Below are 24,490 nucleotides of genomic sequence, written 5' to 3' on the forward strand. Positions count from 1 at the left end.
GCATAGAATCGGCTCGCGAGCATTTCGACGACGTCACTGGAGTTACCACCGTTTTTCCAGAGAACTTGCTTCGCCAGGTATTTGCAGGACTCCAGCAAGTCTTGATCGGGAAAACTATTTCCAACGTTCATTATTCTGTCTCAGTTCGTCCAAATAGTCCGCCCAGCGCTGCATGAGGTCGCGGCGTTAATCGAGCCACTGTGTGCGATTGTAGGCGCGGCCCAAGCTGTCGCGAACTTCATGGGAAAGCTGCAATTCAACTATTTCCGCAGGGATCTGCAGTGCTTCGATGGTTAGTGTACGCGCTGTCGCTCGCCATCCGTGGGGTAGGGCGGTAACTGCAGCTTAGGCTGCGTCGATCGCTGCACCGCCATTCACAACAAAGCTCAAGAGATCCTCTGCGGAAGGATCGCCCCAGGTATCAATTACAAGCCAACTGAAAAAGCTTGTCTCAGCGAGCTTTGTCGAGCGCTTCCCGGCGATAATCTTAAGATTTTTGGTATCGACCGTTCCATTGTAACGATCGATGAGAACAGCCTGGTCATCAATAGAAAGCTCGTTGAAGTACTCCCTGGCTCGAGGGATCTCGGAAGCAATGTACCGCGCTCGCACGTCACTGGTTGTGACCTTCTTGCGAGGCTGTGGCTTTGCGGGATCGGCAGTCTTAGTAGTCGGTGCCTGCCAACCTGACTGCAATGCCTTCCTGAAATACGCCGCTTCATTGTCTAGCGAAGGGGCGTTTTTCTTCGCTTTCCTAGCGCGAGTATATTCGATGGCGGAATTCACACGGTCTTCGCCATACTCAGCAATCAGCTTAGCAGCCTCTGAGCGCGGCACCTGAAGTTTTGCCACTTCGTCTAAAAGAGCAATCTCTTTTTCGTTGACGTCCGGTTTAGCCTCAGCCTTACGGTTTACCTTGAATTGAATAGCGACAACTGATCGGCCGTTCTTGTGTTCAACGAGTTCTAACAGATGATCCGAAATTTCATTCACTTCTCGGACGCAAGGGACGATCACCTTACTCTTGAAGGCTTTGTATTCCGCATAGGATTGTGTTCCATTGTCGAGGCCTAGGATCAGTTCCCGAAAGGTCTGCAATGGGAACTTTGCGGTAATTCCGATGGCTTCATAGCGCACCGTGTTTTCCCAGAGCGCCAAGGAGTGGGCGCGGCGGAACTGTCTCGTTATGCGCATATCAATAAGCGCATATATTTCTGGATTCAGAAGCTCTGTCCGTATCTGATCCGAGAAGGAATAACGAAGCTTAGGACCTTCGATTTCTGCTCCGGCGAGCAAACCGGATGACTTCCATATGTTTCGTTTGTCCGGCGTAAGAAAGTCCCAGTTCACTACAGTGCTGATAAGCGAATTCAGCGTGTCCTTGACGTACTGGCTGTTGTTGCTATTAAGTCCGATATCATTTGAAAGGCTGCCGGCTGTCATTTCGAAGAGCGTCCGACCCTCATTCTCTTCGTTTTGGCTGATCGCATTCTTGATTAGCGAATTGAACATCTTGCGCTGCTGGAGCGAGATGATGCCGGACCGCGGGGCGATGTGGATTGCTTGAACAGCTTTTCGGAATGGCTCAGGGGACTCTACGGTCTGGAAGAGGGCGATTTGAGTGTCCGTAGGCGGTGTGCGATTCTGTCTGGCCATCGATGTGGTACCGAAAAGTCCGCCATAGGTGTAAAGGCGCCGCGATCATATTACACCTTGGTACCTTCAATATCAACGTCGAAGTACACCTTAAGGACCGCTGCGATCCTGCGCCGTGTTTGTGGTCAATCGTGGGGCAGTTTCACCTGTACTGTCCGGCAGATTCTCTCAGTCATCGGACCGAGCCAGTATACGTAGTTGGTTAGGGCAGGAGCGGGAGGCTATAGCAGTCCTGGTTGAGGCTGAACCATCCCATAGACCGGTACCTATGCCCGTGTTTGAGAGGCTTTTCAGAAGACACCTGCCGTTTACGTGTTTACTTAACACTTTATTACTTTAGTAAACCTTTAGAGCCTGGAGAGCCGCATAAACAAAGGGTTTCCAGCCCGATAGGTACCCTGCTATGGGGTGAAGGTACCCAGAAATGGGAGCTGAGGTATGTGGATATGGGACTGACGGTACCTTCCAATGGGAAGAAAGGTATGTGGATATGGGAGACAGGTCCCCGTTTATGGGAGCTGCTCGCCGGCCTGAAATTTGGCAAAAGGTACCCGTTTATGGGGGCGCCCTGAAGGCTCCTGAGGTACCCGCCTATGGGAGAACTCGTAGGTAGCCGGCTATGGGATCGGTTTTGGGGTGAGTATCGACTTCCTTTTGGGGACCCAGGCGCCGATAGGTACCCACCTATGGGACTAATTGCTCCGGGGATGGTAAGTCGTGTTCCATGAGCGCCAAACGTCCGCAAACCTAGCGTAGACAAGGCTTCGCGGGATTGCTTATGCCCCACAAGTCATCGCGGGGAAGGCCGTCCACAAATTAGTTCAAGCAGGTTTAGGTGCCGGCCTATGGGATTGTGACTCGGCACTCCCCCAACGTAAGTATGTGACCACTGTTGCTGAAACAGGCGAAATTACATGAGGGCTGGCGGTCGCCATGGTGGAAAGGTACCCGGCTATGGGAATTTCAGTCCTTTGAGCACTGCCGCCTTACCATAGACGGGTACCTTTGGCCGCAGCGAAAGGTACCCTGTTTTGGGATGAACTTAGGTGGRATGCAACGCGCCGGCGTTGTCGTGTGAGTGACTGTCTGGATGCGCGGTGGTATCGGGAAGTAGTGGATGATGCCCTATAAGGCACTTCGGACGCGGTTTTGGGGTGATTCGCTCAGCCCTCGGAAACGCGCATGGGGAAGCTCGGGGAGCAACAAAGGATGCCTATCGGCAGTCGGCCCGCGATCGCCGCATCTCGGGCGCGTACTCTCCCGTTGCCGGGTGTGTACGGGACATGCACCCTCCTCCAGTGAGGGCACCGTTCCGGCAAAAAAAAAAGCCGACCCCGTCGGGTCGGCGATGTGCAACAGGGGACTCTTGTCGTTAGGAGAGATTTGCCGGGCGAGAAGTGCCCGTACATCACTTTAAAGGTACGTGAGCCTGCCGGGCGACACTGAAGAAGCCGCGCCACCAGCAGCACCAGGCATCCCAACGGCTGAAACACTCGCCGTAATGCGCGGCCGCCTCTTCGCTCTCGCAAAGCGCCCGGTGTGCCTCATCGGTCGCTCGCATTAGCAGTGCTGAAATCGATCTCATCAAATCTAGCTCCTTGCTGGGCAAGTGCGCGGCGGTTTGGCTGCCGGCGCCCTTACGTTGTCTCGCCAAGGTTTATGCGGCAACCCGCAGATGCGATGCCCTTAGCCATAGGTCGGAATAGTCTTCGCCCTCATTCTTCGGCACGTGCAAGCGCACGCCGAAGCCCCCGGTGACCAGTCTGGCCTTCAGCAACTCGGCATAGTGTTCACCTGGTCGCCAGCCGTGCTTCGGGTCGAGCGGATCCCGGTCGGCGCAGATGATCACCTCATCGAAGCGATCCCGCGGGATGTCGGCAACGGCGAGGTTCCCGGCATTCACCAAGCACCAGACCTCGATGCGATTGCCAGTGGCTGCCACAAGGGCCAGGCCGGTTTCGATACCTTCGCAGACGATGACCTTCCGGCTCCCGGTAGTCGGACAATTCAGACGGATGGGTGCGCCGGCGAGCTTCTGGGGACTTGCCATCTGCTTCTTCACATCTGCGAATGGCGCCTTGTAGCCATCTTTGCTCAGGTAAGTGCGGTGGAGCGTGACCGGTGCCCCATCTGCGCGCCTTGCCCTGGCCAGCATGACCGGCCAGTCGCCACGATTCACCGGCTTGCCTTCATCGTCGGTATCCCAGTAGGCCATGGCCGGGTGATACCGAAGATCGGGCGAGAGCCACGCGAGTTGCAGGCCGGGCACCCGCCGGCTGAGGTAGGCCCACACTGGCGAAGTCTCCGTGATGGCCACCGAACCTGACCAGGCCGCGTTCAGCTTTGCGCGCTTCTTTCTGGCCTCGGCTTCCACCTTCGCCGTGAGGCTGCGCTCGTCGTTGCGGGCGGCTGGCCTCCCTACCGGGCGACAGCATGCATCGTCCTTCAGGAACTCAAGCGCATCGCGATCGCTCATGCCAGTGAATGCGCGCAGGAGCGTGTAGCCATTGCCGGCGCCACAGTGGTTGCAATAGTAGGTGCCGGCGTCATCCTTGTTGTCAAAACGGAAGCGGGTCTTGCCCCCACAGAGAGGGCAGGGTCCTTGGCGCTTCGATAGATATTTCACGTCGAGTTGGGCGCGCGTGAGCACCTTCACCCAGTCGATATCTTTAAAGTTCAAGCTCATCGTGTTCTCCTGCCTCGGAAAGGCAATTCAAAAGCGGAGAGACCACTGCTGAGGTGCAGAGGCTTTTCTGAAGCGCAGCGCGCATCAGGAAAGCCCCCGTGAGGGGGGAGGGTTGAAGAAGCAGCGGGTAGGCCCCGAAGGGCCTGCCGCACTGCGCGTCAGCGCCGGAACGGAATGCCGTCAAGTGCCTTACAAGGCGCGAACGGAATATCGTCATCCATGTCCTCGAAGCCGCCGCTACGCGGCGCGCCACCACCGCCATAGCCACCAGACTGCTGCCTGGGCGGCGGTGATGGGGGCGGCGTGCGGGCGCCACGACTGCTGGGTGCTGCGGCGCCGTTCTGCCGGCCGCTGTTGTTGGACGCGCGTGCCGGCGCACGCTGGGCTTGACTGCCGTCGCCCTCATCATCACCGCTCGACGCGCCCGTTGAGCGGCTGCCCAACATCTGCATCTGCTCGGCCACGATTTCGGTGCTGTACTTTTCCACGCCTGCCTGGTCCGTCCATTTCCGGGTGCGGATGCGCCCCTCGATGTAGACCTGCGAGCCCTTCTTGAGGTACTGACTGGCGATCTCGGCGAGCTTGCCGAAGAACGCGATGCGGTGCCACTCGGTGGCCTCCTTCATCTCGCCGCTGGTCTTGTCCTTGTAGCGATCAGTCGTCGCCAGCCGGATGTTGCTGACGGCGTCTCCGCTGGGCAGATAGCGGGTTTCCGGATCTGCACCCAGATTACCGACGAGAATGACCTTGTTGATGGATGCCATAGATTTTCCTTTGCTTACTGCTGTTGAATCACGCCGCGAGTGAGCGCACGTGCCGGAGGTCGAACTCGTTGCGATGGGTATCGATGAACTTCCCGACTTGTTCGGGATGCGGGACCTGGACGGCAACGCGGCCGAGCATGCTGATCTTCACGGTGTCGCCGACGCGCACATGGCGCTCCGAGACCAGCTCCGCGAGGTGCTCGCCACTGAATGCCTTGCGGCTGCCGTCGTGCTTCTCCAGGGTGATCGTGAAGGACTGATACGGCTTGCGGCCGTCCGGCGTGAACTGACGCACGCCCATGTCGACAATGCGGCCCACACCGATCTTGATCGGCTTCTTCCGGGCTTGCGGCGCGATTGGCGTTACCTTGAGGGGGCGAGGCTTGGCAGACTGTTGTGCCGGCTCTGACTCCGGCGCCGATGCTATCGGCTCTGGCAACTCGTAGCCCGCGGCTTCCCAAGGCGGTGCGTCTTGCCTTGCGCTCGCATCGGCCAGTGCAGCGTTGACGTCCACGCCATGCAACGGGTGAACCGTCGCAAGCGCCGCCTTTGGCTGATTCCGCGTTGAGCCGGATTCGCTCTTGAGCATCAGCTCGGTGAGTGTCACCGCGCTGGGAATGCCGAAGGGCAGACCGGCTTCCTCGAACTCTGCTCGGGTGAGGATGCCAAGTTGCTCGCGGGCCTGGCCCACTTCACCGGGCAGGACCCGGCGCACGTGGTTGGCGTACTGGTAGAAAAAGACCCGCTTGCGCGCGATCTTCCTGACTTGCACGCACCGTGCGCCGATGCTCTCGGTTGCGGTGAAGGCCGGTTCCGGCGCAATACCTGCTGCAATCTGCTTCATGCTGCGGGGGCGACGCGGCGGCTTGGCGACAACAGGTGCTGGCGCCGCTGCTACCGGAACCTGGGACTCCATAACAGCTGGCGCAGGCGCTGCATCTTCCAGTTCCTCGTCCTCCAGCGTTTCATCGCCACGTTCGCCACCAAACTTGTCTCCGATCCAGCCGATGGCCTTCTCCGAGCGTTGCTTGCCGGCGACCAGGGCGTACGGCAGCAAGATCAGGAACACGATGATCCAGAGCAGCCGTGCGGGCATGCCAATTCGATCTGCTTTCATTATTGGTTTCTCCAGTTTCCGAGGTTGACGTATTCATCGAGCTTGAGGGCCACATCCGCGGCCTTGGGTTCACCTAGCGCCATCCGGATCACGCGAAACAGCTCGCGCAACTCGCTGTGCAGATTCCTGGCCATGCTTCGACGGATACGCCGAACATCGAGGTCCAGTTCATCGCACACGGCGTCGAACGGGGTAATGGCGCGGTGATCGAACAAGTCGAAGGCCCAGCAAAGGGCATCGAACAGGTGGATCTTTTCTTCCCAGAGGTTTGGCATGCCGAAGAAGTCGGAATCCTTCTTCGCGGCCCGGATGTCTTTGGTGGCGCTGTAGGCCACGATGGCGTCGCGGACGCCGCCCCAGAGGGCGGTGGCGATGCCGGTGCAGAACTTCGCGAGATCGTTGGACGACATACTGTCGACCGAGATCAGGTCAGCCTGCGTGCCTTCGACTTTGGGGACCCTCGCGGGTCTTTCTGCAACCTGTTCGCCGAACAGGTCGAGCAATTGCTCTGTCATGTTGTTCTCCGTTCTTGCCCATGACTGGGCGCTAAAAAGTCGGAGGCACAGCCTTTCCCTGCGGCGCGTTGGGGCGGCGCCGGGAAAGCCTGCTTGGATCCATGGCAGGAGAGGGCGGCCGCCAAGGCGGTCCGCGGGTGGAAGACAGGAGGGGCCTGTGGCCCCTCCTGATGAATGTCGCTGCTAGAGCGACTGGATGTGGATGATGGCGTCCGCCATGGCCGACAGCTCCGGCGTCTGCGTGATGAAGAACTCGCGTTCGTATCCACCGGCCGCTAGCACGGCACGTTTCATGGCGATGAATTGCCGTTTGCGTTCCGGATCGAGCGGACCGTCCACCTCGTCGGAGAACAGCGTCGGGAAATGCATGCCGGTGCTGCACGCCATGTGCAGTGCCAGCGCGCGTACCAGGCACTCGTTGACCCAGACCTTCTCGCCGCCGCTCATTCTGCCGAGCGGCTTGATCTCGCCGCGCTCGACATCCGTGACGTGAATTTCGAATGTCTCCCGCACGGTGCCGGTCTGCGTCGTGCGCTGCGTCACCATCTGCACCGCGAAGCGACCACCGTAGCAATCTTCCAGCAGGCGGTTGCAAAGTGCCGAGATGGCAGGGCCGGCGTCATCGATGGACAGGGCGATCAGGCCGTCGTTCGACAGGCATTTCGCCAGTAGCGCCCAATAGGCCGCTTCGTCCGACAGCGCAATGCACAGTGACTGTAGCGAGGCAGCGCGTGCCGCGACGGCCGTGGCTTCCGCGGATTGCAGCTGCAAGCCATGGAGCTGGCTCTGCGCCTGCGCTTGCGTGCGCTTGGCTTTGGCCAGGATCTGCTCGGCCGTGGTGACGGCATGCTGCGCCTGTTGCAGGGCGTCGCTGCCCATCACGCGTGGCAAGGTGGACAGCAACTGCGCCAGGCTCGCGAGCTTCTCGGCGTGGGCCGCGTCAGTGGCCTTGCGCTTCGCTGCGGCTTCCYGATCGACTGCCCCGATGCGTTGGGTCAGGCCGGCCAGTCGCTGGTTCAGTTCCGCCTCGGTCGCGGCAATCTCCTGCAGGCGTTGTGTGGCGATCGGCAGGGCCTGCTTGGCGGCKGCCAGCGCGTCGCGCTGGTTGGCAACGCGGCTCAACTGCAGGAGTTGATCGTTCAGCGCGCGGATTTGCTGATCCAGTTGGCGGGCTGCCGCATCCTTGCTTTCCAGCTCCGCGATGGCGGTGGTGAGGGCAGCGCTGCGAGCCTTGCTGGCCTCGAATGACTTACGCATGTCCTTTAGCTGGGCGACCTCGCCCGGCAGGGCGGTCTTGGCGGCCATCGCGTTGGCAAGCAGCGGGCACTTGGGTTGCAGCGCGCTGCCGGCACACGGCACGTCATCGGCCAGCTTGGCATTGACTGTCATGTACTGCACGGCCTGGTTCTTCGCAGAGCCGTCCGCGATCGTCTTCTGATGCGCTGCCGACACCTCGGCCAGTTCCTTGCGGCGCTGTGCCAGGGTGGCAATAGCCCCGTTGAGCGCCTCCCGTTGCTGACTAAGCGCCTGGAGCTTCGCCTTGGCTTGCGTAGTAGCGCCTTCCGCCTGCTGAATGGCTGGCTCCTGAGCCAGGATGGCTTGCCGCGTGTTCTGGTCATTGCGCAGCCGCTTGGCCCCGGTGGCAAGGCCGGCGAGTTGACCTTGGGCCTGCGTCTGGGCTTCCTGGAGCTCGCGCTTGCGCGCGGCCACCTCGGCGTCGATGCCGGCTTGCTGCTGTGCGGCCTCCCGGCCGGCTACCTGTTGCTGTTGCTCGAGCTGTGCGCGTTGCTGGCGGACCGAGGCCTGCGCGTCGAGTTGCGCCTGCGTGGCCGCCAGTGCCGCGCTGGCCTTTGTGACGTCCGCCTGCGCCGCATCGACGTTGGCGGTTGCCGCAGTCAGCTGCGTGTCGGCTTGGACGATCTGGCTGTCCAGCACGCTGGCGCGAGACGCYGCCGCCATCACGAGGCGCAGATCCTCCTGTGTGCGCCCGCGTTCCTGGTTCAGCAGCTTGCCGACGGCGCTTGCCTTGGCGCCCTCTTCGCGAATCTGGTCGTGACCGAGGATCGACGAGAGGAGTGACTTCACGTCGCCGGCGTTCATCGCCGACAGGGACGTGCGGGATTGCGTGGAGAAGTGGGCGGTGAAGAACACTTCGGGCTTGCCGAGCAGATGCTCCACACAGGCATCGTAGGTATCCGTCTTGCCGTCCGATACCGTGCCGTTGGGCAGGTTGACCGGGACCCATTGCTCTCCCTGGCGGACGGTCAGGTAGGCGTCCTGCTTTTTCGTCTTGCCGGATTGGCGAAACACCAGGTCGGTGCGGAACACTTGGCCATCGTGCTCCCATTCGAGCATCTTGGCGGCCTGCACGCCGGCAACGTGATCCCAGTACGAGAAGCCGTTGGGTGTGGGGGTGGTGGCGTGGTAGGGCATCACCCGGAACGGGTGAAGGTTGTCCATGATGGTGGTTTTGCCGGCGCCATTGGGGCCAGCGATGGCAACGAGGGTGGTGGATGCATCCAGGTGACGCAGATCGAGGGTGATCTCGGGCTTGCCTAAGCCGGACTGGATACCAATGAAATTTTCGAGGCTTAACATGCGTGGTTTCATGTTCAACTCCTGCCGCTGGTGCGGCGAATTGGAAACCACGGAGACTGATCGATAGGCCCGGGCGGGCGCATGGATCAATCCGCAACATCTATATACAGTGCCGGTAGGCCCGGCTTAGCCCTAGTGTAAACGCAATGCAATGTGCCGGGGAAACTCGAAACGGTGGCGAAATGCAGCACGAGTTGGGATGCTTCTGCTGGGAGTCCAGAAAGGGAAACAGCCACCGAAGTGGCTGTTTCGCGTTGCAGAGCAATCAAACAGACTCGTTCTTGCTGCGGTCCTTGGCTTTTTCTGCACCGTCCAGCATTACCCAGCAGAGGGTGCAAAATGCCACGCCAAAAGCACTGACAAGTAGCATACCGAGCATCTCATTCTCCCTTGCTTAGAAGGACACCTGTTACAAATAATATCACGCCCCAAAAATACAGTAGGACGTAGCGAACTACGCCGCCGGTCGTGAGCGGTTCACTGCCGAACGCCAGGGACGTGGCCGCAATGATACAGGCGGCCGACAGGGTATGCGCCAGGCGACCAACCGATTCAAGCTGCTTCACGGTTGGGGCGCGGAGCGCCTGCTTGATGTGTTGCAGTAATTTCATTGGGTCTGCGGGTTAGCCGCGCAGATCCGTCCCCTTGCGGGTGCGGACCCGCAAGGGATGGTTGTAAAAAGGCGGCTGCTTACCGGACCATTGGCGTCAGCACGCGGGTTGCCCCGCGTCCCGTCGCTTCCTGTCTGGCGTCGGCAATACCTCGCTCAAAGGCCGCTTTCAGCGATCCGTGTGCGGCGACTTCCGGTGGCAGTTCGGCGCCGTAGCGGCCGACGACGTACGCGGCCGCGATTGCTGCCTCCAGATTGCCGTCGTCGACCAGCTGGGCCGATATCGCAACCCACCGACGCGCAGTGTCGTCATGGATTTGCGCTGCGGTTTGCACAGCGTGATCTGCCGCGTTGACTGCCGAGCCGGCCCCAGTTGTGGCCGCCCTTTGACGGAAGCCAGCGCGTCTGTGCAGTAGCGCTGCGACGAAGATGAAAAAGATGCCGACATGCAAAAAGATGACACAGAGCATGCGAAGCAATGTTGCGTTGGCGCGTGCGAACAGGCGTTTATCGTGAGTCATGTTTACTTCTCCTGAGACAAATAGAAAGCGCTGGCCGACACGAGGGCAGCCTGCGGTTGAGGCGCCGCCGTGAGGCAGGCGATGTGGGTTGGGGTTGTGACTACCGTTGCGGGAATGCGTGGCGTTGTTCCAGCGCCAGCCATTGCCGGAGCCAGCCCTTGCGTTCGGCCGGCGAKGCCTCGAACCACTGGCTGTTCTCGCTATCCATAAAGCCGAAGAACAAGCCGGCGGTGTCGCCGCTGGTGATGCCCGCTGCCGCCTGGAGCGGTTGCAGCGCGCTGTCGAGGTCCGGGTTGTCGGCCGCGGACTCCATCATTTCGGCGGTGATGCCATTCAGATCCATGTCGGAATCTCCACGGTGTGGCGCGGAGCCCGCCCCTTGCGGGTGCGGACCCGCAAGGGATGGTTAGGAATGGCTATGTGTGTCAGGGGGGCGGTGGTTGGATGCTGCCGTGTCGCCGTCAGGCTGGCATCGGGCAACGCCGGCATCATCCAGCGCCTCTGCGACCAACCAGACGGCACTGTCAAGGCGCGCATGGCTGATCTGTAGCGGCGTGTAGCACTTCCAGACTGCTGCCAGCGCCGTCACCTGCTGCGCCTGCAGTTTGCGCAGGCGCGCGTTCTCGGCGATGAGTTCCTCTTGTGTCATTGCAGGACTCGTTCGAATCGGCTGGGTGCTCACGTCGCCAGCTCCCAGCAGAAGCCGTCACCCACGACATACGCGGCGACGGCCTCGCCATTCACCGTGATGGAGATGGGGTGGGACTTGTCGATCTCCGTGCCGTTGAGGATCAGAACCGCATCCTCGGCCTGGTTGTAGTCGATGCCCGGCATCAGATCGACGATCCGATGTACGGACGCGAGCGGGAACAGCGGTGTGACCCAGCCGTTCCAGTACTCGCCGTTCCAGTAGGCCTCGAGCCTGGTGCCTTCTGGCAGCCATTCGCCGGTCACCTCGACGAGTCGTTGGTCCGGCAGGGCGGCCGGTTCATGATGGAGACGGGTGTCGCGGTTGTCTTTATGTTGAGGGGACGTGATCGATGAGGGTGTCTGGCAGGACCGGCTTTGCAAGCCCGATCCTGCCGTGGGTGCCGTTAGGCAAACAGGTCTTCCGTCACCCAGGACGGGACGTCGGAATCGATCGCCGGCGGTACCGGAGCGGTCGGGTTGTCGGCGGCGGGTACCGGCACCTGGCCAAGCGCGTCGGCGGTGTCTTGCGCGGCTTCCCGCGTCTTGATGCGCTGGATGATGCTGCTGGCGATAGCCTCTGGAGCCTCGACCGACAGTGCCTGAAGCCGGTCGCACAAGGGCTCGAAGGGTGACTGCGTTTGCTCGCACCACATCTTGACCTTGCCGTCCAGGCTCGCAACGGTGGAGATGCCCGCCGCGCGTTGCCGCTCGACCACCAGGGTCTTGCCCTCGATCTTCACTTCGGCCGCGCTTCCCAGCGCAGCCTTGATTGCCGCGCGGTCCACCGACTGGAGGTGTTCCTCGTCGACCAGATAGCGCACGCGCACAAAGGCGCCGGCGCAGCGCTGGCCCAACTCGCGGATTGCCTCCAGATCCGGAGGACCGTCGAAGTGCAAGTCCAGCGTGACCCGCGCGGGCGTCACGAAGACCGCATACTCGGCTTGCCCGGGACGGATGTCCCAGATCAGGKCGGACTTGTCGCCATCCTCGCCGTAGTGAAAGCGCCCGATGGAGCCGGCGTAGGCAACCAGTTGCCGTCTGCCGGCGAACTCACGCCGCCACTCTTGCTGCTTATGGATGTGGCCAAGTGCGACCGCATCGGTGTTGGCCTGGAACAGCGAGCCCAGATTGAACTCGTGGTCCTGGCCTGCCATCGGCACGCCGTGCTCGGTCAGACAACCATCCACTGTGCCGTGGCCGATCAGCAGCGTCGGCACGCCTTGCGCGAACAGCCGGTCATTGACGGTGCCGAACAGGGCCAGCAGCTGATGGAGCGCCTGGCCAACCTCGGCCGCGGCATGTTCCGCGCCGACCGTGGCGATCAGGTCTGCCTTGTTGACGGTCGGCAGGCACGTGACCACCAGATCGGCGGGCGCGTCCCATGTCAGCCCGTTGCTGTGCCACTGGCCCTGCACCAGCGCGATTTGGCCGATCCGGTCCGCAACGGCAATGGGATGCCGTGCGCCAACCAGTTCCAGGACGCGCAACAAGCCCGGGGGCTCGTGTGAGAAGGTGCCTTGCAGCAATAGGACCGGACAGTGATTGGCCAGTCGCTGGATCTGCTTGGCGAGTTCCCGGAAGGCCGGTTCGTGCGCGTCGAGCGCGTGGTCGGTCGCGTCGCCGGTGATGACCGCCGCTTGCGCGCCGATCTCGATCGCGTGGGAAACCGCCGCCGCAAAGCAGCGGTTGGACTCTGCGAGATGAGTTGCGGTGTAATGCAGATCACTCATGTGAGCGATTTTCATGGGAGTTCCTCCTTGCCTGCCGCGTTCGCGGCGATTGGAAAGCGAGGGAACGGCTTTCCGTTGCGCGCTGGGAAAACGCACAAGAGAAAGCCCCCGAACGTCGGGGGAGGGCGCGGTACGAAGGCACGCGCGAATCGTTGGGAGGGTGGGGGGAAACGGTTGCCACGATCAGGCGGTCGTCGATCCCGCTGACTCACAATCGTCGCAAGTGTCGGTGAGGCCGCAGAAGGGACATTTTCTCTGCGCCAACGCAGTCTCATCCTCCAGGCCGAGCTGGATCTCGTGCGCCGAACGGTTCTCGCTGTGGATCTCCCGCCAGACAGCCGGGTAGTGCTTGCCGTCGGCGTGATACGGGGTTGTCGCGATCCGGCGCCAGTGTTCGAAGGCCTCGATGTCGAGGATCTCGATGTCGCACGCGCTGCACAGCTTGACGCGATCGCATGCGTTGGCATTGATGAAGGCGTACCGCAGGAGCTTTGCCTCGATCAGTCTCGCAGCCCAGAGCCGCCAGATGGCCTCGGCCTCTGTGTCGGTCTCGGCGGCGATCAGTGTCGCGCACAGGCGGACCCGATTGCGATCGTGCGCGCGCGCTTGCAGCACCGTAAAGATTGCGGTCATGTTTACCTCGCGATGGAATAGGTTGAGCGCCCCGTGCCGGTTGCCGGCACGGGGTTCGCGGTGTGGGGACCACCGCGGACCGCTAGGCGGGGAGTTGCAGATCGTCCAGGAAGCTCAGCATTAAGCTGCTGGCATAGTTCGCGCCGCGCTTGCCCAGCGCCTCGAGTTCGGCGGTAGCGGCGCACAGCTGGTCGATCTTGTGCGTCCAGCCGTTGCCCAGCTTCGCCTTGAAGTACTGCTTGCGCAGCGTCTCGTCGATGCCGCTCACCAATGCCGCGATCTCGAAACGCAGGCGGGCGTTGACGTACTCACCGTCATCACCCAGGCTGCGGAAGACCGTATGGACGCCGTCGAGCGAGGTATTGGTGCGGGACCAATCCTCCCCATACCGCTGTGTGGCCCACTGGCTGATCAACTCGGGGTCGCCGTTGCTGTCATTGACGGCACGCAGGACCTGCGCTTGCAGCTTGGCGTCGTAGTCGCCGGGAGGATCGGCCTCCGGCGTGGCGGACTGGGTTGCCGGGGGACAGGGGGTCGTTCCGGCCAGCCAGCTCTGGGGGGCGGCGGGAGCCAGGCCGAGCGACAGCGCCGGGGCCGTGTTCAGGCTCAGGGCCTTCGCCATGTCCAGATCCGCGGTGAGCTTGGGCACCCACTGCATACCCAGACGTTTGGCACCCTGGTCGTCGTAGTACGTCCGCGTCTCCTGCACCTTGGTGAGCCAGTAGATCGGCTTGCCTGGCCGAAACGGATTGAAACGCGGGATGGTCCCGAGTGCGTCCTTGATGCGCATCAGGTCGGTGAAGATGCCTTCTGCCGCGTATTGGCTGGTGGTTGCGATCGATACGGGCCCGACGGTCGGAATGCCGGGGATGTAGAACTGCAGCTCACCACGGAACTTGCACAGCCCCTGCAGGTACTCGGGGCAGCTATCCGGCATGCACTCGCCGCGCGGCACCAATTCGCGCCGGGGATGAAACTTCATCCGCTGCGCGCGTTGCTGCTGGACTTGCTCGGGGGTGACCGGCTCGCGGTACATGCAGTAGCGCTTGCCATCGGCCCCATAGCGGGACTCGTAATTGACCGCGGCGCCATAAGACTTGAAGGCGTGCGGGAAGAAGTCGAGCAGTTGATCGGTGTGGAAGACGATCGGGAAGCGGTAGAGACGGGTTACGTCGTCCCCGCGCTGCTCGCCGTAGGTGTCGAGGATATGCCGGGCGAATTCCGGCATCTCGAAGTCTGCCCCGGAGACGTTGAAGTGGGGCGTGTTCACGGGGCGGGTGGGATAGGCGATGTTGCACTGCGCGGCGATGGCCGCTTCGGCGTCCTTGAACTTCTGCTGGCCGGCGAGCGCCGGCGCAAATAGGGAGACGGCCTTGGGGTTCTTTGCGGCGGCTGCGGTGAGCAGCTTGGTACCACTGCGGATGCGACCCGATATATTCAGGCGCGCAGTGCCGTTGTTGAGTCGGTCCGACAGGATGGACTTCTCCATGATTTCTCTCCATGACGGGCAATCGCCGTAACGGTTTATCCACCGGCAAATCCGGTGGATCTTCATGTGTGCCTCGGAGAGGCTTGGGAAGTCCATGTGCCTGTGCACTGGAATGGCTAGGCCATTCCGCTGCGTCGGCAGCCGTTATTCGTCATCCATGCTGTCCTTGTCTTGCGAGAAGAAGAATGGGTCGATTTGCGGGTCGTGATCGGACCGGTTGCGCTTCCCGATAGCGAAAAGCAGGAGTACGGCCAGAATCAGCACGGCGAGTATTTCCATGGCGGCTTGCAGGGAGAGATTGAAGGGACGCCAAGGCGGGCCGGAATGGCCTGAGGCGACGATCGAAGGGGAAGGGCGCGGCGTGTGGGCAGGCGAACCCAACCTGGAGAGGCGAGGGTACCGGCACGACAAAACGCCAAAATTTTGAGAGTCAGCCAGCAAGTCCGCGACAAATCCGGTGCTGTTTTGCTGGAGACACATTGCCGCTTGCACGGCTGAAGAGTGGATTCATGATAAGGGGTAGCGCCGGTAAAGGAAAGCGGCGAGTCGCGTGCGATTTCCCGCCGGTTTCGCCCTGACCGGGTACAAGCGAAGCCCTAATAATGCTGCCATGGACCAGAATCCCTCGCTCGTCATCAAAAATTCGCATCGGATCGAAGAGGTGCGAACCCCCGTTGAATCACGCGCGACCATGCCGCTTCGGACGGCGCTGGTGTGCCGCCTGGTCAGGCGGGATTTTCACCTGTTGGCCACGAAGATGCGGGCCTTCGCGCAACTGCCTGGCTATATAAAGGCTCTCCGCCACGACCTGGATCAGTTGGAGACGGAGATCGATCTGCTGGACCTCCGCTGTCGCGCCATCCACCCGACGACGACCACGGTGATCTACGCCGAGGTGGCGTTGCGACTGGTGTCGGGGGAAGGGGCGCGCCTGTATCGGCTGCTGCGCCGCTTCGACGAAGCCTATGGCTGCCTGTATGTGGCGAGATTCGAGGGGCGCATCGATCGGGACCAGCAACTGGCCGTCTTGCCGCCGGTGCTGATGGCGTATGGCGCGGTCAAGATCAGCGCGCTGCGGATCCCGCGCAAGACGGCGCAGGAATTGTCCGACGAACATGGCATCGGCTAGGACGCTTCCCCAGAGGGCACGCTCGGCCGGCTGGATGTCCTGTACTTGCCTTCCGGCGCCCGCTCAATGCCGGTCTCAGCGACGAACAGGCTGGTGCGGCGCTTTCCGGCCGCGCTGATCCAGAGCTGCTCGCGCGCCCGCGTCATGGCAACGTACATCAGGCGCCGCTCCTCTTCCAGCGACCCGTGCTTCGAGGGCCATGCCTCTTCCTCGGCGCCGAGGATCCACACCCGGTCAAACTCCAACCCTTTCGAACTGTGCGCGGTCATGAGCGACACCCGAATGGCGTTATGCTCGCTTTCGTCCTTCTTTTTCTTCTGGCGAGCCAGGCGCAGCTCGTCGAGCCGCTCCTTCGGGCCMTTGCCGGCGGGGTGGTAAATCGCCGCCGCAACCTCCAACATGCGCTTGGTCCGGTCATCTTTTGCATGCAGCAAGAGCCACTCCTGAATACCGAGCAGCATCAGGTGGTACAGGCCCTCCTTGTCCAAGGAGGACCAGGCCTGATGGCGCTTGGCAAAGTCCTTCCAGATGGCAATGCCGTCAGGGGAGAGGGTAGTGGTCTCGAAGTCCTGCTTCGCGCCGATCCGGATGGCATTGCCGAAGAGCTGGTGGATCTGCGCGAGGTTGTCCTCGGACAAGCCGGCCCAGCCTAGCACCTGGTCGACGGCCCGCGCGCTCTGCGTGGCCACGGAGTCGATGACGGCGCCGAACAGAGCCACTTCCGGCTTGTCCAGCACCGACTCGCCGTCTGCCCGCCGATACGGGATCTGGCGTGCCACCAGCATGGCCTCGATCAGGTCCAGCCTGCGGTTGGCGCGCGTGAGCACCGCAAACGATGCATCGTCAGCCGTCGCGGCGGCGATGGCGTCGACACAGGCTTCAGCCTCCAGGTCGAAATCGCTGAAGCGCTCCCACTCGACGCGCCCGCCTGCGCCCTTGGCCGCCTGCAGGAGCTTGGGGATCCGCCCAAGGTTGGCCTGCACCATCTTGCCCGCGGACGACAGGATCTCGTCCCGGCAACGATAGTTGATGCCCAGCAGGATGGTGCTCGCCTGGAATTCCTTGGTGAACATCTGCATGCACTCATAGCCGAGCGCGCGGCGGAACGCATAGATGGACTGATCGTCGTCGCCGACCGCGGTGATCTGGCTGCCGGCGGCGCCATGGTGTGCGCCCCAGCGGTACTGGACGAGGTCGGTATCCTGAAACTCGTCAATCAGCAGGTAGTCGACCGGCAACGGCGTCATGGCGCCGGAGAACAAGGCCTCGTTGGTCTTCAGGAGAATGTCCTGGAAGTCGACCTGCCCGTTTCGCTCCAGGATGCGCTGATAGGTTTCGAGCATCTCCCGTTGCGCGTCCTCCAGGCCGTGGCCTTTGCCAGCGGCCTTCGCATCCTCGATCAAACGAGTCGCCTCATCGAGGTCGATCTCCAGGCCCGCTTGGGCGATGGCCCGGCGCAGATACCCGCGCCGCTCGCCTTCCCGCACGATGTCCCATGAGCGGTCGCCGTAGGGCGAGCGCATCTCCGCCAGGATGGCGCTGCCGAAGCCGCTGCGCCCCTTGGGGAAGCTCATCAGGAGATCGATCGAGTGAAACGTGCCGACCAGCAAGCGCGGCTTGGCCGCGTCGCCGGCGATGGCAACGATGCGCTCGCGCAGTTCCAGCGCGGCGTCTCGCGTGAAGGTCACAGCCGTGACGGTCGAGGCGCCGTCCGACAGCAAAAAGGCCGCTTTCGCGGCCAGAGTCTTGGTCTTGCCGGAGCCGGGGCAAGCCACGGCAAGACAGTGGGCGCGGCAGCGTGCCGCCTCGAGCTGCTCGGGGTTGAGACCCGCGAGCAGGCGCTCATCGCTCGCCATCAGATCGGCAGCGTTACGTCGGTGCCGCCGCCGGCGGCGCTTTCCGCCAGGCTCGACTGAAGACCGCTCACAGCCTCCACAATGGCTTCGTCACCTTTCGACCGGGTGTCCGCAGCCCGGCGACCACCGCGCGCAGCCTGACCGCCGGCATTCCTGGCCCGAGAGGCGTTCATGCCGATATTGGCCCGGGCGGCAAAGCGGAAGATCGGGCGAATCTTCTGCTTGGTCTGATAGCGCATCTGGTCGACCTCGCTGGGGTCGATCTTGCCGTTCCACTCGAGGTTGACCATCAACGACAGCAGCTGATCGTACATGGCGAAGACGCGCTGGAGCGCGAGACCTTCCCGCGAGCGGATCTGGATCGTCTCGTTATAGGTGGGCGCGGTGTAGGTCACCGCGATCGCGACCTCCGCATAGGCGTCCCGGTCGATCAGGGCCTGCGTAGCGTCCAGGTCCTTGCGCACGTCCGCCTCGACGGCGCCGATGAGCGTCTGCAGCTGCTCGCGCAGCTTGGTCGCCCGCTCCTGGCCGATCACGGCATCGCCGCGTCGGCGCATCAGTTCGGCACCCTTGTCGATGATGTAGAAGAAGCGGGTGAACGACGAGGCGACCACCTGGTCGTTGAGCGTGACGTGCTGCTGCACCGACGGAATGCCCGCAATCTTGCGCTTGAGTTCTTGCTTGCCGCGTTCGCGTTGCGCGCTGGCGCGGCGGATCTGTTCCTCGGCGCGGGCCCGGTCGGCCTCGTCGGTGGCCGATTCGGCATTGGCGGCACCCTGAGAGCTCTCGGCGGCGTCGGCTGCGAGGGCATCGCGGGATTCCTCGGCGGCCACGAGAAGTTCATCGTTCTCCGTGCCGAGGCCCCCTTCGAAGCTGTCCCGGTCGGATTCAACGGCAGTGAGTTGTGACATCGTGGTTTCCTTCTTTGGGTGGATGTCACTGAATCCTGCGTGAACCGCGCGAAGGCGTGCAGTCGAGTGCGTGGCGAAAACGTGCTCGATTCGTGTCTCGCGTCGCCGCAGCGATTGCATGACGCCACCTGGTTTTGCCCGCGCGGGCAAATTTATCCGCTGTAAGCCCTTGATTTATAAGAGTGGTGGAGAGTCATTCGGCCACTTCGTTGCCACAAATTCGCCAAATACGGTGAATTCCGAGTTGGACTAAACTTGGCGCCTTATTCGAGGGCAATCGCGTGCACGCCTTATACTCAAATGCCAGCATGTCTCCAGGAACTCTTCGGTTACGCGCGCGCGCGAATGCTTGTCTTATCTGCTTTCTAGCGGGCGTCGGCATTTCGCTGCCGCCTGCAAGTGGGTTGGGATATGCCTTGCTGCCGTTCGCGACCGACCATCCAACCGCAGCGGGACGCTTCGCGCGAGCCGCTTCATTGTTTCTTGGTGCCGCCTGGTGCGTCGCTGCGTCAGCATACGCGTCCGGATCATCGTTGTGGCTCGCCTTGGCGGCGCAGATAATCTATGCGGCATTGATGGCAATGCCGGCACTCTTGCCTGGCCCGTGGTGGCTCCGCGGTACGATGCAATTGGCATCGCCGTCGCTGCCGCCGCTTGCCTACTGGCTGTCCTTGCCACCGCTCGCCGGAGCGGGCTGGCTCTTCCCGGGGGCCGGATATGCCGGCGTCATCTTGTACGTCGGGATTTCCGTTGCAATAGCGGGCTGGCGGCGCGTGGATGGAACGATTCGTCAAGCGCTGGCCGTCTTCGTCATCGCAGCGTTCATGCTGGCGGCTGGTCTGAACCTGCATGCTTACAGGTATCCTCCGACAGGCGTATCGAGCTGGTCCGGCCTGCAGTTTAGTCCTGCGCCGCCAGTGCCACGAACCTTCGAAGAGGCCGCCCACGCGATGATCCAGCTTTCCCACGAAGTGCGGGAATCCTCGGCGACGGTGATTGTCGCGCCGGAGAACTGGCTAGGCACATTGCCATTGGCAGGTATGCGCCACCTTCGGGAAGCCTTGAAGACTGACCAACGCCTGTTGGTCGGAGGCATCACCACGCAGGACGGTGTGCTGCGCAAAGGTGTTTGGGATCTCCCCGGTGGGATCTTCACGCCCGCTATCGCGCCTATTCCGCTGATCGAACCGTATCCGACCGACTATGCCAAGGCGGGCAGTGTCATCGAGGTGGCTGGGCGGTCCGCCAGCTTGCTGGTCTGCTTTGAGGCGAGCACGTCGCTCCCGCTTTATCACCTTCACTATGGCGTGCCGGTGATTTTGATTGCTAACGGATGGTGGGACACACTCGGCGCACTAACTATTCAGCGATCGGTCACTAGATCGTGGGCGCGCCTATTTGGGAGTCCGCTCTTGCTCAGCGAAGCATTGCCTTGAGCATCGAGCACGATCGAATCGGCCGCATTTTTCTGGAGAACTTGTACCCCACGCGCGGGTCGTTTTCGCGTTCAATACCTCCATGCAATCCGATCTCAGCCCCAATCCCATTGCCCTTATCGGCGCGCGAACCGTGGCGCGAGGACCGACCGTCCTATCTGGTGTAGTAGGGCAGCAGCCATCGAAGCAAGGTCCCCGCAAACAGGTACGAAGCCTAGAGAGTGGGGACGCAGGAGCGACAGCACGGCGATCGGCTCTTCGCGCAATGACCTGGTGGCAGTTCCATCGGAAGCGCATCGGGCTGGCGATCCTGCTTGCGTCGCCCGTCCTTTTTGGCTTCGTTGGTCAGCAGTACTTTCTTCATCGCCAGAAAGCCGCAGCGCCAGTGACTGCGCACGCCTTCGTTTCCCCTACTTCTCCGTCAGTCGGAGGAGTATCAGCAGGGTTCGCTGAACAAGCCTCGGCATCGAAGGGACCCGTCGTTGCGGGGCCGATTGTCCAGCTTCACGCATCAAACCACTCTGAAGCCGGCGCCGATGGTCGGCTGGCGGCATCACCAGTACCCGCAGCGCCGTCGAACCCCACGCCCGTCTACGAGCCCGCGAAGTTGCCGCCTGTGTCACCGCCTCCCGCGGCCACGATCCCACAAGTAAACCTGCCACCCGCAGCCAACGCTGCAGCCGCTGTGCCGTTGCCACTGCCGGCGCCGCTACAGAACGGTGCCAAGGGGCGCGCGATGCAGACAACACCTTCCGGTGAGGATCTGGCAGGCGTGAAGGTGACGCTAAAGGGGACACCTGTAGGCCCGTCCAAAGCGACGCCGCAGAAGGCAGCCGATGCAGCACGGGCAACTCCGCACGAAACGGCCGCTAGCGCCGCCACTGAAGTTGCGCGCCCGCAAGTACCGCCATCGACATCTCAGCCGAGCTAAAAGAATGAACAACGTGAGCCCCCTGCAGCCGTTGACGCCCGCGTCTGCGGCACCGCTAGTACCAGCCGCCTCGCCGGAGACCCGAATCGCAAACGACGAAGAGCTACCAGGGTATCGGATAGATGGGAAGGAACTGGTGATCGACCACGCGGCCCAAGACGTTCGTCATGTCCTGCAGGCATCTTGCGCGATAGAGGGCACCATTGAGATTCTGGAGGGTGGACTCTTCATTGCCGGCAATCTGCCGACCGGTCGCATCGAGATTCCCAACGGCTCTCTCATCGTTGCGGAAGGCGCAGAGATTGGTGCCGAGGTCTCTGTCAAGCGATTGTTTAACCTGGGTACGATCAAGGTGTCGACGGTGACCGCGGCAGAGTTGCTTGTCAATTGGGGAAGGATCGACGCCAAGGAAGTCGCAACCGTGTCGTTACGCAATGGCGGAACACTGGTCGCCGAGCATATTCGCTATGGCGACATGGAATCTAGTGGCGTGCTGCAGGGCAACCTCGCCCAGGCCTCCTGATCGCATGTTCGGGGATCTGCCTCCCGCAATGCGCCGGCGCTGGGCACTGGGCCGGTTAGCGGCCCTACTGCTTGTCCTCTGGGCCAGTCGCGAAGGGGTGGATTGGCCAGCGCTCTGGGCGCTGATGCTCGAACACGTGAGCAAAAAATGAGGAGAAATCATGATGCCAAGTCTAAAGAAGCGGGCGTTTCTCATGTGCCTCGTTGCCTGTGTCGTGTTGTTGGCAAGCTGGATTGCGGGCGAAGTTGCTATCGGTCAGTATGCCCTCGGTAGAGCGTCAATCTTCAACGTTCGCCTGTTGGGTCGCGTCGGCGTGATCGCGTCTGATGTAGGACTCGGAGCATTGCTCGTCTTCTCGGTATGCCAATGCCTGGAGAAACGTCGAGTGGCGCTCACTAGCCCACAGGACAGCAAAAGACTGTAGTCAAGAGACCTGGCGGATCTCGCCACCGGACAGGTCAAGTCAACTAATGGCGAATGGTTTGGGCCAATTAAGCAAGCAAGATGGGGAAAATCGAAATGGAACAGGCAACCTAGCGAGGAGAGGGCCGTGAACCCAATCATCACTCTCGAGTACATCGGGGATGCGATCGACAACATGCGGGATGCGCGCACCACCCTCACTGCATTGAGGCGGACCGACCCCCTAGTCTTTGCACTTCTGCAGGAGGAAGGGGTTCTATCAACCATTGACGCCATCACAGCCACGGTCACGAAGCTGCGCGGGAACGTCCATGCCAAGACCTTTAGTATCGCGTGAGCCGGATGCAACGACTTTGTTTGATTGGCCCGCACGGAGCGGGCAAGAGCACGATAGGCAGGATGCTTGCGGACGATGGGTACTGGCACATCAGCATTGGGGCGCTGCGGCGGCTGGCACAGAAGGGCATGTCGCCGAGCGATATTCCGGTCCGGGTGATGGTCATGCTGCGCCACGCAGATGCCGGCCGGCCACTGCCAGACAGCGTGGCAGCCGCAGTGATTGCCTTGGCGCAAACACGGCCTCGCGTTGTCCTGGATGGCCTACCGTCCAGCCCCTCGCATCTGCCATTGCTGGACGAGAATTGGCGAATCGTCTGCGTGTCAGTCCCGGAGCAGTTGCGTATCGAGCGGCTAAGAATGCGGGCTGGACAATCGGCGCGCGCCTGGCTCGCGGGAGGCACTTCCGCGCGTGACCTCCAACTGGCGAGCGTCATCGAATGCGGTGGTCCGCGGGTCGAACGAATCGACAACAGCGCTGGCATCGAGGCGTGCCGAGAAGCTGTTCGGCAGCTAATGCGCAGGCACGCCGATGGCACTCAATAGACGCACGCCGGGGACGCGCAACATGGGCATTCGAACGAAGTATCGTGTGCCGGAGCAAGGATATCCAGTCCGCAGGAGCGACATGGTTGCACGGCAATTGCCTCGCCGACGCCTGGAGCACTGAGTGTGCCGAAATCGCCTGATCGCTTCACTAGGTAGTGAGCGCGTTCCGGGTCAATCAGACACTCTGCGCGGAGGCCGTCTCCGCCCCCCGACTCACCGTAGAGATTCCAATAGGCTTCGTACGCCCCAATGAATGCTTGTTGCGCTGCGTAGCCGTGTTTGATCCCAAGGGCGTAGAGCTTTAGGAGCACACTCGCTTGCAACTGTCGAGCGGGTCGCTCCATGTACCATTCCAGCGAGTGAGGGGTCTGCCCAGAAGGGGAGGCGAAACCCTTAATCTCCTTATAGATGGCGCGGGCGTCGGCGAGCCGGATCCCCGTGGCCGATGTGATCGTGACTGCCCTCGCGCCCATCTTGCACAGCAATCTAGCCTGACGAATCTTGATGCGGCTTATCGGTGTCTCTTTCAATTTCTCCCTCCTAACCCGGCAAGAAAACGGTGTGTCACCGCAGTCGTTCCGATCTCGCCGTCGAGTAGCGCCTTCGCCAGGTCGGGGGCGGAAAATCGAAATGCCCAGAGGGGGCGGCACGTTCCTATGAGGGGCACCAGCTGGCTCTGCCTGGCGCCTGCAAAGAGATCGAGCATTTGTTTTGATACCCCAGTGATCGCTTGCAGCAGGGTGTCTCCGTCGGTCGCTGCGGCAACCAATGCCCTAATCAACGCCTTGTTGGTTTCCTGAATTTCCGCTCGAACTAACTGGGAAAGCGCATGCTGGGGGAGAGCGTTTGGTCCCCGTGTAATCGTACCCTCGCCTTTCAGCTCCTTTGCCAAGTCGGCGGTCGACAGTTCAACGTCCCACACGGGGAAGCCCAACTTGTAGATGGTGTTCAGCTGAGTTGGTGTCGCTTTGGCGAAGAGCGTGAGCGTTTCCCGAGGCGTCCCCACGAACTCCGATGCAAAGCCATCTCCGGCATAGGCGGCAGTCACCAGTGTTCTAATCAAGGCCCTGTTGGCGCTCTGAATCTCCGTGCGAACAAGCCGAGACAGCGCGTCATTTACGAAGCCAGCCGGCGTGGGGTCCACTACGCTGCCTCCTTATTGCCGTATCGCTGGAGTGTCGGGAGGACGGTCGACAAGGCTTCAGCCATCTCGGAAAGGGCTTCCCTGGAGTCCACGCTGAGTTGTGATGTCTTCAAGAGTAATGTTGTGGATAGCTTCCCAAAGAATGCCTGAAAGTCAGATCGCAGGTTTCGGACAGTCTCGTCATCGGCTCGTGCGCGCGCCAAGTCCTCGGCCATTTGCCTTAGCGTTGACTCAGTATCATTG

At 61.6% G+C, this 24,490-nt stretch carries 26 protein-coding genes; 6 read left to right on the forward strand and 20 right to left on the reverse strand.

The features are described from left to right. Positions 1 to 345: 345 nt before the first annotated feature. From AC1DKD_RS19785 to AC1DKD_RS19855, 15 genes are all read right to left on the reverse strand, one after another. Positions 346 to 1,656, reverse strand: a complete 1,311-nt coding sequence (locus tag AC1DKD_RS19785) for a RepB family plasmid replication initiator protein (RefSeq protein ID WP_477103171.1) — start codon at positions 1,654 to 1,656, stop codon at positions 346 to 348. 1,657 nt (positions 1,657 to 3,313) lie between these two features. Beyond that, positions 3,314 to 4,342, reverse strand: coding sequence for a DUF7146 domain-containing protein (locus AC1DKD_RS19790; protein ID WP_477103170.1), 1,029 nt, complete (start codon positions 4,340 to 4,342; stop codon positions 3,314 to 3,316). A 158-nt stretch (positions 4,343 to 4,500) separates the two neighbouring features. Then, positions 4,501 to 5,106: a single-stranded DNA-binding protein gene (locus AC1DKD_RS19795; protein WP_477103169.1), complete on the reverse strand. Its 606-nt coding sequence runs from the start codon at positions 5,104 to 5,106 to the stop codon at positions 4,501 to 4,503. A 28-nt stretch (positions 5,107 to 5,134) separates the two neighbouring features. Next, positions 5,135 to 6,202, reverse strand: a complete 1,068-nt coding sequence (locus tag AC1DKD_RS19800) for a hypothetical protein (RefSeq protein ID WP_477143606.1) — start codon at positions 6,200 to 6,202, stop codon at positions 5,135 to 5,137. Positions 6,203 to 6,222: 20 nt separating this feature from the next. Next, complete coding sequence (locus tag AC1DKD_RS19805; protein WP_477103167.1) at positions 6,223 to 6,738, reverse strand: hypothetical protein; 516 nt, start codon at positions 6,736 to 6,738, stop codon at positions 6,223 to 6,225. 183 nt (positions 6,739 to 6,921) lie between these two features. Continuing rightward, positions 6,922 to 9,336 (reverse strand): hypothetical protein, encoded by a 2,415-nt coding sequence (locus tag AC1DKD_RS19810; RefSeq protein WP_477143607.1) that lies wholly within the window; start codon positions 9,334 to 9,336, stop codon positions 6,922 to 6,924. Positions 9,337 to 9,716: 380 nt separating this feature from the next. Then, entirely contained in the window at positions 9,717 to 9,947 is a 231-nt protein-coding gene (locus tag AC1DKD_RS19815) for a hypothetical protein (RefSeq protein ID WP_477103165.1), read from the reverse strand. Between the two features lie 79 nt (positions 9,948 to 10,026). Next, the gene (locus AC1DKD_RS19820; RefSeq protein ID WP_477103164.1) at positions 10,027 to 10,467 is read right to left on the reverse strand and encodes a hypothetical protein; all 441 of its coding nucleotides are present in this window, start codon (positions 10,465 to 10,467) and stop codon (positions 10,027 to 10,029) included. Positions 10,468 to 10,567: 100 nt separating this feature from the next. Then, the gene (locus tag AC1DKD_RS19825; RefSeq protein ID WP_477103163.1) at positions 10,568 to 10,810 is read right to left on the reverse strand and encodes a hypothetical protein; all 243 of its coding nucleotides are present in this window, start codon (positions 10,808 to 10,810) and stop codon (positions 10,568 to 10,570) included. A 63-nt stretch (positions 10,811 to 10,873) separates the two neighbouring features. Then, positions 10,874 to 11,116 carry a hypothetical protein gene (locus AC1DKD_RS19830; protein WP_477103162.1) on the reverse strand — a complete coding sequence of 81 codons (243 nt, stop codon included), beginning with the start codon at positions 11,114 to 11,116 and terminating at the stop codon, positions 10,874 to 10,876. Between the two features lie 29 nt (positions 11,117 to 11,145). Further along, positions 11,146 to 11,538 carry a hypothetical protein gene (locus AC1DKD_RS19835; RefSeq protein WP_477103161.1) on the reverse strand — a complete coding sequence of 131 codons (393 nt, stop codon included), beginning with the start codon at positions 11,536 to 11,538 and terminating at the stop codon, positions 11,146 to 11,148. 23 nt (positions 11,539 to 11,561) lie between these two features. Then, positions 11,562 to 12,902: a metallophosphoesterase family protein gene (locus tag AC1DKD_RS19840; RefSeq protein WP_477143608.1), complete on the reverse strand. Its 1,341-nt coding sequence runs from the start codon at positions 12,900 to 12,902 to the stop codon at positions 11,562 to 11,564. 168 nt (positions 12,903 to 13,070) lie between these two features. After that, a complete protein-coding gene (locus AC1DKD_RS19845) occupies positions 13,071 to 13,520 on the reverse strand; it encodes a hypothetical protein (protein WP_477103159.1) in 450 nt (149 codons plus the stop codon). Between the two features lie 82 nt (positions 13,521 to 13,602). Then, the gene (locus AC1DKD_RS19850; RefSeq protein WP_477103158.1) at positions 13,603 to 15,009 is read right to left on the reverse strand and encodes a recombination directionality factor; all 1,407 of its coding nucleotides are present in this window, start codon (positions 15,007 to 15,009) and stop codon (positions 13,603 to 13,605) included. A gap of 144 nt (positions 15,010 to 15,153) precedes the next feature. Next, positions 15,154 to 15,288, reverse strand: a complete 135-nt coding sequence (locus AC1DKD_RS19855; protein WP_477103157.1) for a hypothetical protein — start codon at positions 15,286 to 15,288, stop codon at positions 15,154 to 15,156. Positions 15,289 to 15,619: 331 nt separating this feature from the next. Between AC1DKD_RS19855 and AC1DKD_RS19860 the strand changes: the two genes are divergently transcribed. Then, complete coding sequence (locus AC1DKD_RS19860) at positions 15,620 to 16,138, forward strand: hypothetical protein (protein ID WP_477103156.1); 519 nt, start codon at positions 15,620 to 15,622, stop codon at positions 16,136 to 16,138. Here AC1DKD_RS19860 and AC1DKD_RS19865 read toward each other — a convergent pair. Together AC1DKD_RS19865 and AC1DKD_RS19870 are read right to left on the reverse strand one after the other, a co-directional pair. Further along, positions 16,135 to 17,994: an ATP-dependent helicase gene (locus tag AC1DKD_RS19865; RefSeq protein WP_477143609.1), complete on the reverse strand. Its 1,860-nt coding sequence runs from the start codon at positions 17,992 to 17,994 to the stop codon at positions 16,135 to 16,137. The genes AC1DKD_RS19860 and AC1DKD_RS19865 overlap by 4 nt on opposite strands. Then, positions 17,994 to 18,905, reverse strand: a complete 912-nt coding sequence (locus tag AC1DKD_RS19870; protein ID WP_477103154.1) for a hypothetical protein — start codon at positions 18,903 to 18,905, stop codon at positions 17,994 to 17,996. Before AC1DKD_RS19870 ends, AC1DKD_RS19865 begins: the two co-directional genes overlap by 1 nt. A gap of 416 nt (positions 18,906 to 19,321) precedes the next feature. On the opposite strand from AC1DKD_RS19870, the gene AC1DKD_RS19875 reads away from it, so the two are divergent. The 5 genes from AC1DKD_RS19875 to AC1DKD_RS19895 all read left to right on the forward strand — a co-directional run bounded on the left by AC1DKD_RS19875 (position 19,322) and on the right by AC1DKD_RS19895 (position 23,100). Further along, entirely contained in the window at positions 19,322 to 20,341 is a 1,020-nt protein-coding gene (locus AC1DKD_RS19875) for a carbon-nitrogen hydrolase family protein (RefSeq protein ID WP_477103153.1), read from the forward strand. 935 nt (positions 20,342 to 21,276) lie between these two features. Beyond that, entirely contained in the window at positions 21,277 to 21,795 is a 519-nt protein-coding gene (locus tag AC1DKD_RS19880; protein ID WP_477103152.1) for a bactofilin family protein, read from the forward strand. Positions 21,796 to 21,955: 160 nt separating this feature from the next. After that, the gene (locus AC1DKD_RS19885) at positions 21,956 to 22,219 is read left to right on the forward strand and encodes a hypothetical protein (protein ID WP_477103151.1); all 264 of its coding nucleotides are present in this window, start codon (positions 21,956 to 21,958) and stop codon (positions 22,217 to 22,219) included. A 126-nt stretch (positions 22,220 to 22,345) separates the two neighbouring features. Beyond that, positions 22,346 to 22,555, forward strand: coding sequence for a hypothetical protein (locus AC1DKD_RS19890; protein ID WP_477103150.1), 210 nt, complete (start codon positions 22,346 to 22,348; stop codon positions 22,553 to 22,555). Positions 22,556 to 22,560: 5 nt separating this feature from the next. Beyond that, complete coding sequence (locus AC1DKD_RS19895) at positions 22,561 to 23,100, forward strand: AAA family ATPase (protein ID WP_477103149.1); 540 nt, start codon at positions 22,561 to 22,563, stop codon at positions 23,098 to 23,100. Here the strand turns inward: AC1DKD_RS19895 and AC1DKD_RS19900 are convergent. The 3 genes from AC1DKD_RS19900 to AC1DKD_RS19910 all read right to left on the reverse strand — a co-directional run. Beyond that, entirely contained in the window at positions 23,094 to 23,633 is a 540-nt protein-coding gene (locus tag AC1DKD_RS19900; protein ID WP_477103148.1) for a FlhC family transcriptional regulator, read from the reverse strand. The genes AC1DKD_RS19895 and AC1DKD_RS19900 overlap by 7 nt on opposite strands. Then, positions 23,630 to 24,247: a hypothetical protein gene (locus tag AC1DKD_RS19905; protein ID WP_477103147.1), complete on the reverse strand. Its 618-nt coding sequence runs from the start codon at positions 24,245 to 24,247 to the stop codon at positions 23,630 to 23,632. Before AC1DKD_RS19905 ends, AC1DKD_RS19900 begins: the two co-directional genes overlap by 4 nt. After that, a partial coding sequence (locus AC1DKD_RS19910; protein ID WP_477143610.1) for a hypothetical protein occupies positions 24,247 to 24,490 on the reverse strand: 244 nt, incomplete at its 5' end. The genes AC1DKD_RS19905 and AC1DKD_RS19910, both read right to left, overlap by 1 nt.

This window comes from Cupriavidus sp. 05T313 (genome assembly GCF_056396665.1).

Coding starts and splice junctions, on each gene's coding strand:
- AC1DKD_RS19785 (WP_477103171.1), bottom strand. CDS start 1,656: ATGGCCAGACAGAATCGCACACCGCCTACGGACACTCAAATCGCCCTC.
- AC1DKD_RS19790 (WP_477103170.1), bottom strand. CDS start 4,342: ATGAGCTTGAACTTTAAAGATATCGACTGGGTGAAGGTGCTCACGCGC.
- AC1DKD_RS19795 (WP_477103169.1), bottom strand. CDS start 5,106: ATGGCATCCATCAACAAGGTCATTCTCGTCGGTAATCTGGGTGCAGAT.
- AC1DKD_RS19800 (WP_477143606.1), bottom strand. CDS start 6,202: ATGCCCGCACGGCTGCTCTGGATCATCGTGTTCCTGATCTTGCTGCCG.
- AC1DKD_RS19805 (WP_477103167.1), bottom strand. CDS start 6,738: ATGACAGAGCAATTGCTCGACCTGTTCGGCGAACAGGTTGCAGAAAGA.
- AC1DKD_RS19815 (WP_477103165.1), bottom strand. CDS start 9,947: ATGAAATTACTGCAACACATCAAGCAGGCGCTCCGCGCCCCAACCGTG.
- AC1DKD_RS19820 (WP_477103164.1), bottom strand. CDS start 10,467: ATGACTCACGATAAACGCCTGTTCGCACGCGCCAACGCAACATTGCTT.
- AC1DKD_RS19830 (WP_477103162.1), bottom strand. CDS start 11,116: ATGACACAAGAGGAACTCATCGCCGAGAACGCGCGCCTGCGCAAACTG.
- AC1DKD_RS19845 (WP_477103159.1), bottom strand. CDS start 13,520: ATGACCGCAATCTTTACGGTGCTGCAAGCGCGCGCGCACGATCGCAAT.
- AC1DKD_RS19850 (WP_477103158.1), bottom strand. CDS start 15,009: ATGGAGAAGTCCATCCTGTCGGACCGACTCAACAACGGCACTGCGCGC.
- AC1DKD_RS19855 (WP_477103157.1), bottom strand. CDS start 15,288: ATGGAAATACTCGCCGTGCTGATTCTGGCCGTACTCCTGCTTTTCGCT.
- AC1DKD_RS19860 (WP_477103156.1), top strand. CDS start 15,620: ATGGACCAGAATCCCTCGCTCGTCATCAAAAATTCGCATCGGATCGAA.
- AC1DKD_RS19870 (WP_477103154.1), bottom strand. CDS start 18,905: ATGTCACAACTCACTGCCGTTGAATCCGACCGGGACAGCTTCGAAGGG.
- AC1DKD_RS19880 (WP_477103152.1), top strand. CDS start 21,277: ATGAACAACGTGAGCCCCCTGCAGCCGTTGACGCCCGCGTCTGCGGCA.
- AC1DKD_RS19885 (WP_477103151.1), top strand. CDS start 21,956: ATGATGCCAAGTCTAAAGAAGCGGGCGTTTCTCATGTGCCTCGTTGCC.
- AC1DKD_RS19895 (WP_477103149.1), top strand. CDS start 22,561: ATGCAACGACTTTGTTTGATTGGCCCGCACGGAGCGGGCAAGAGCACG.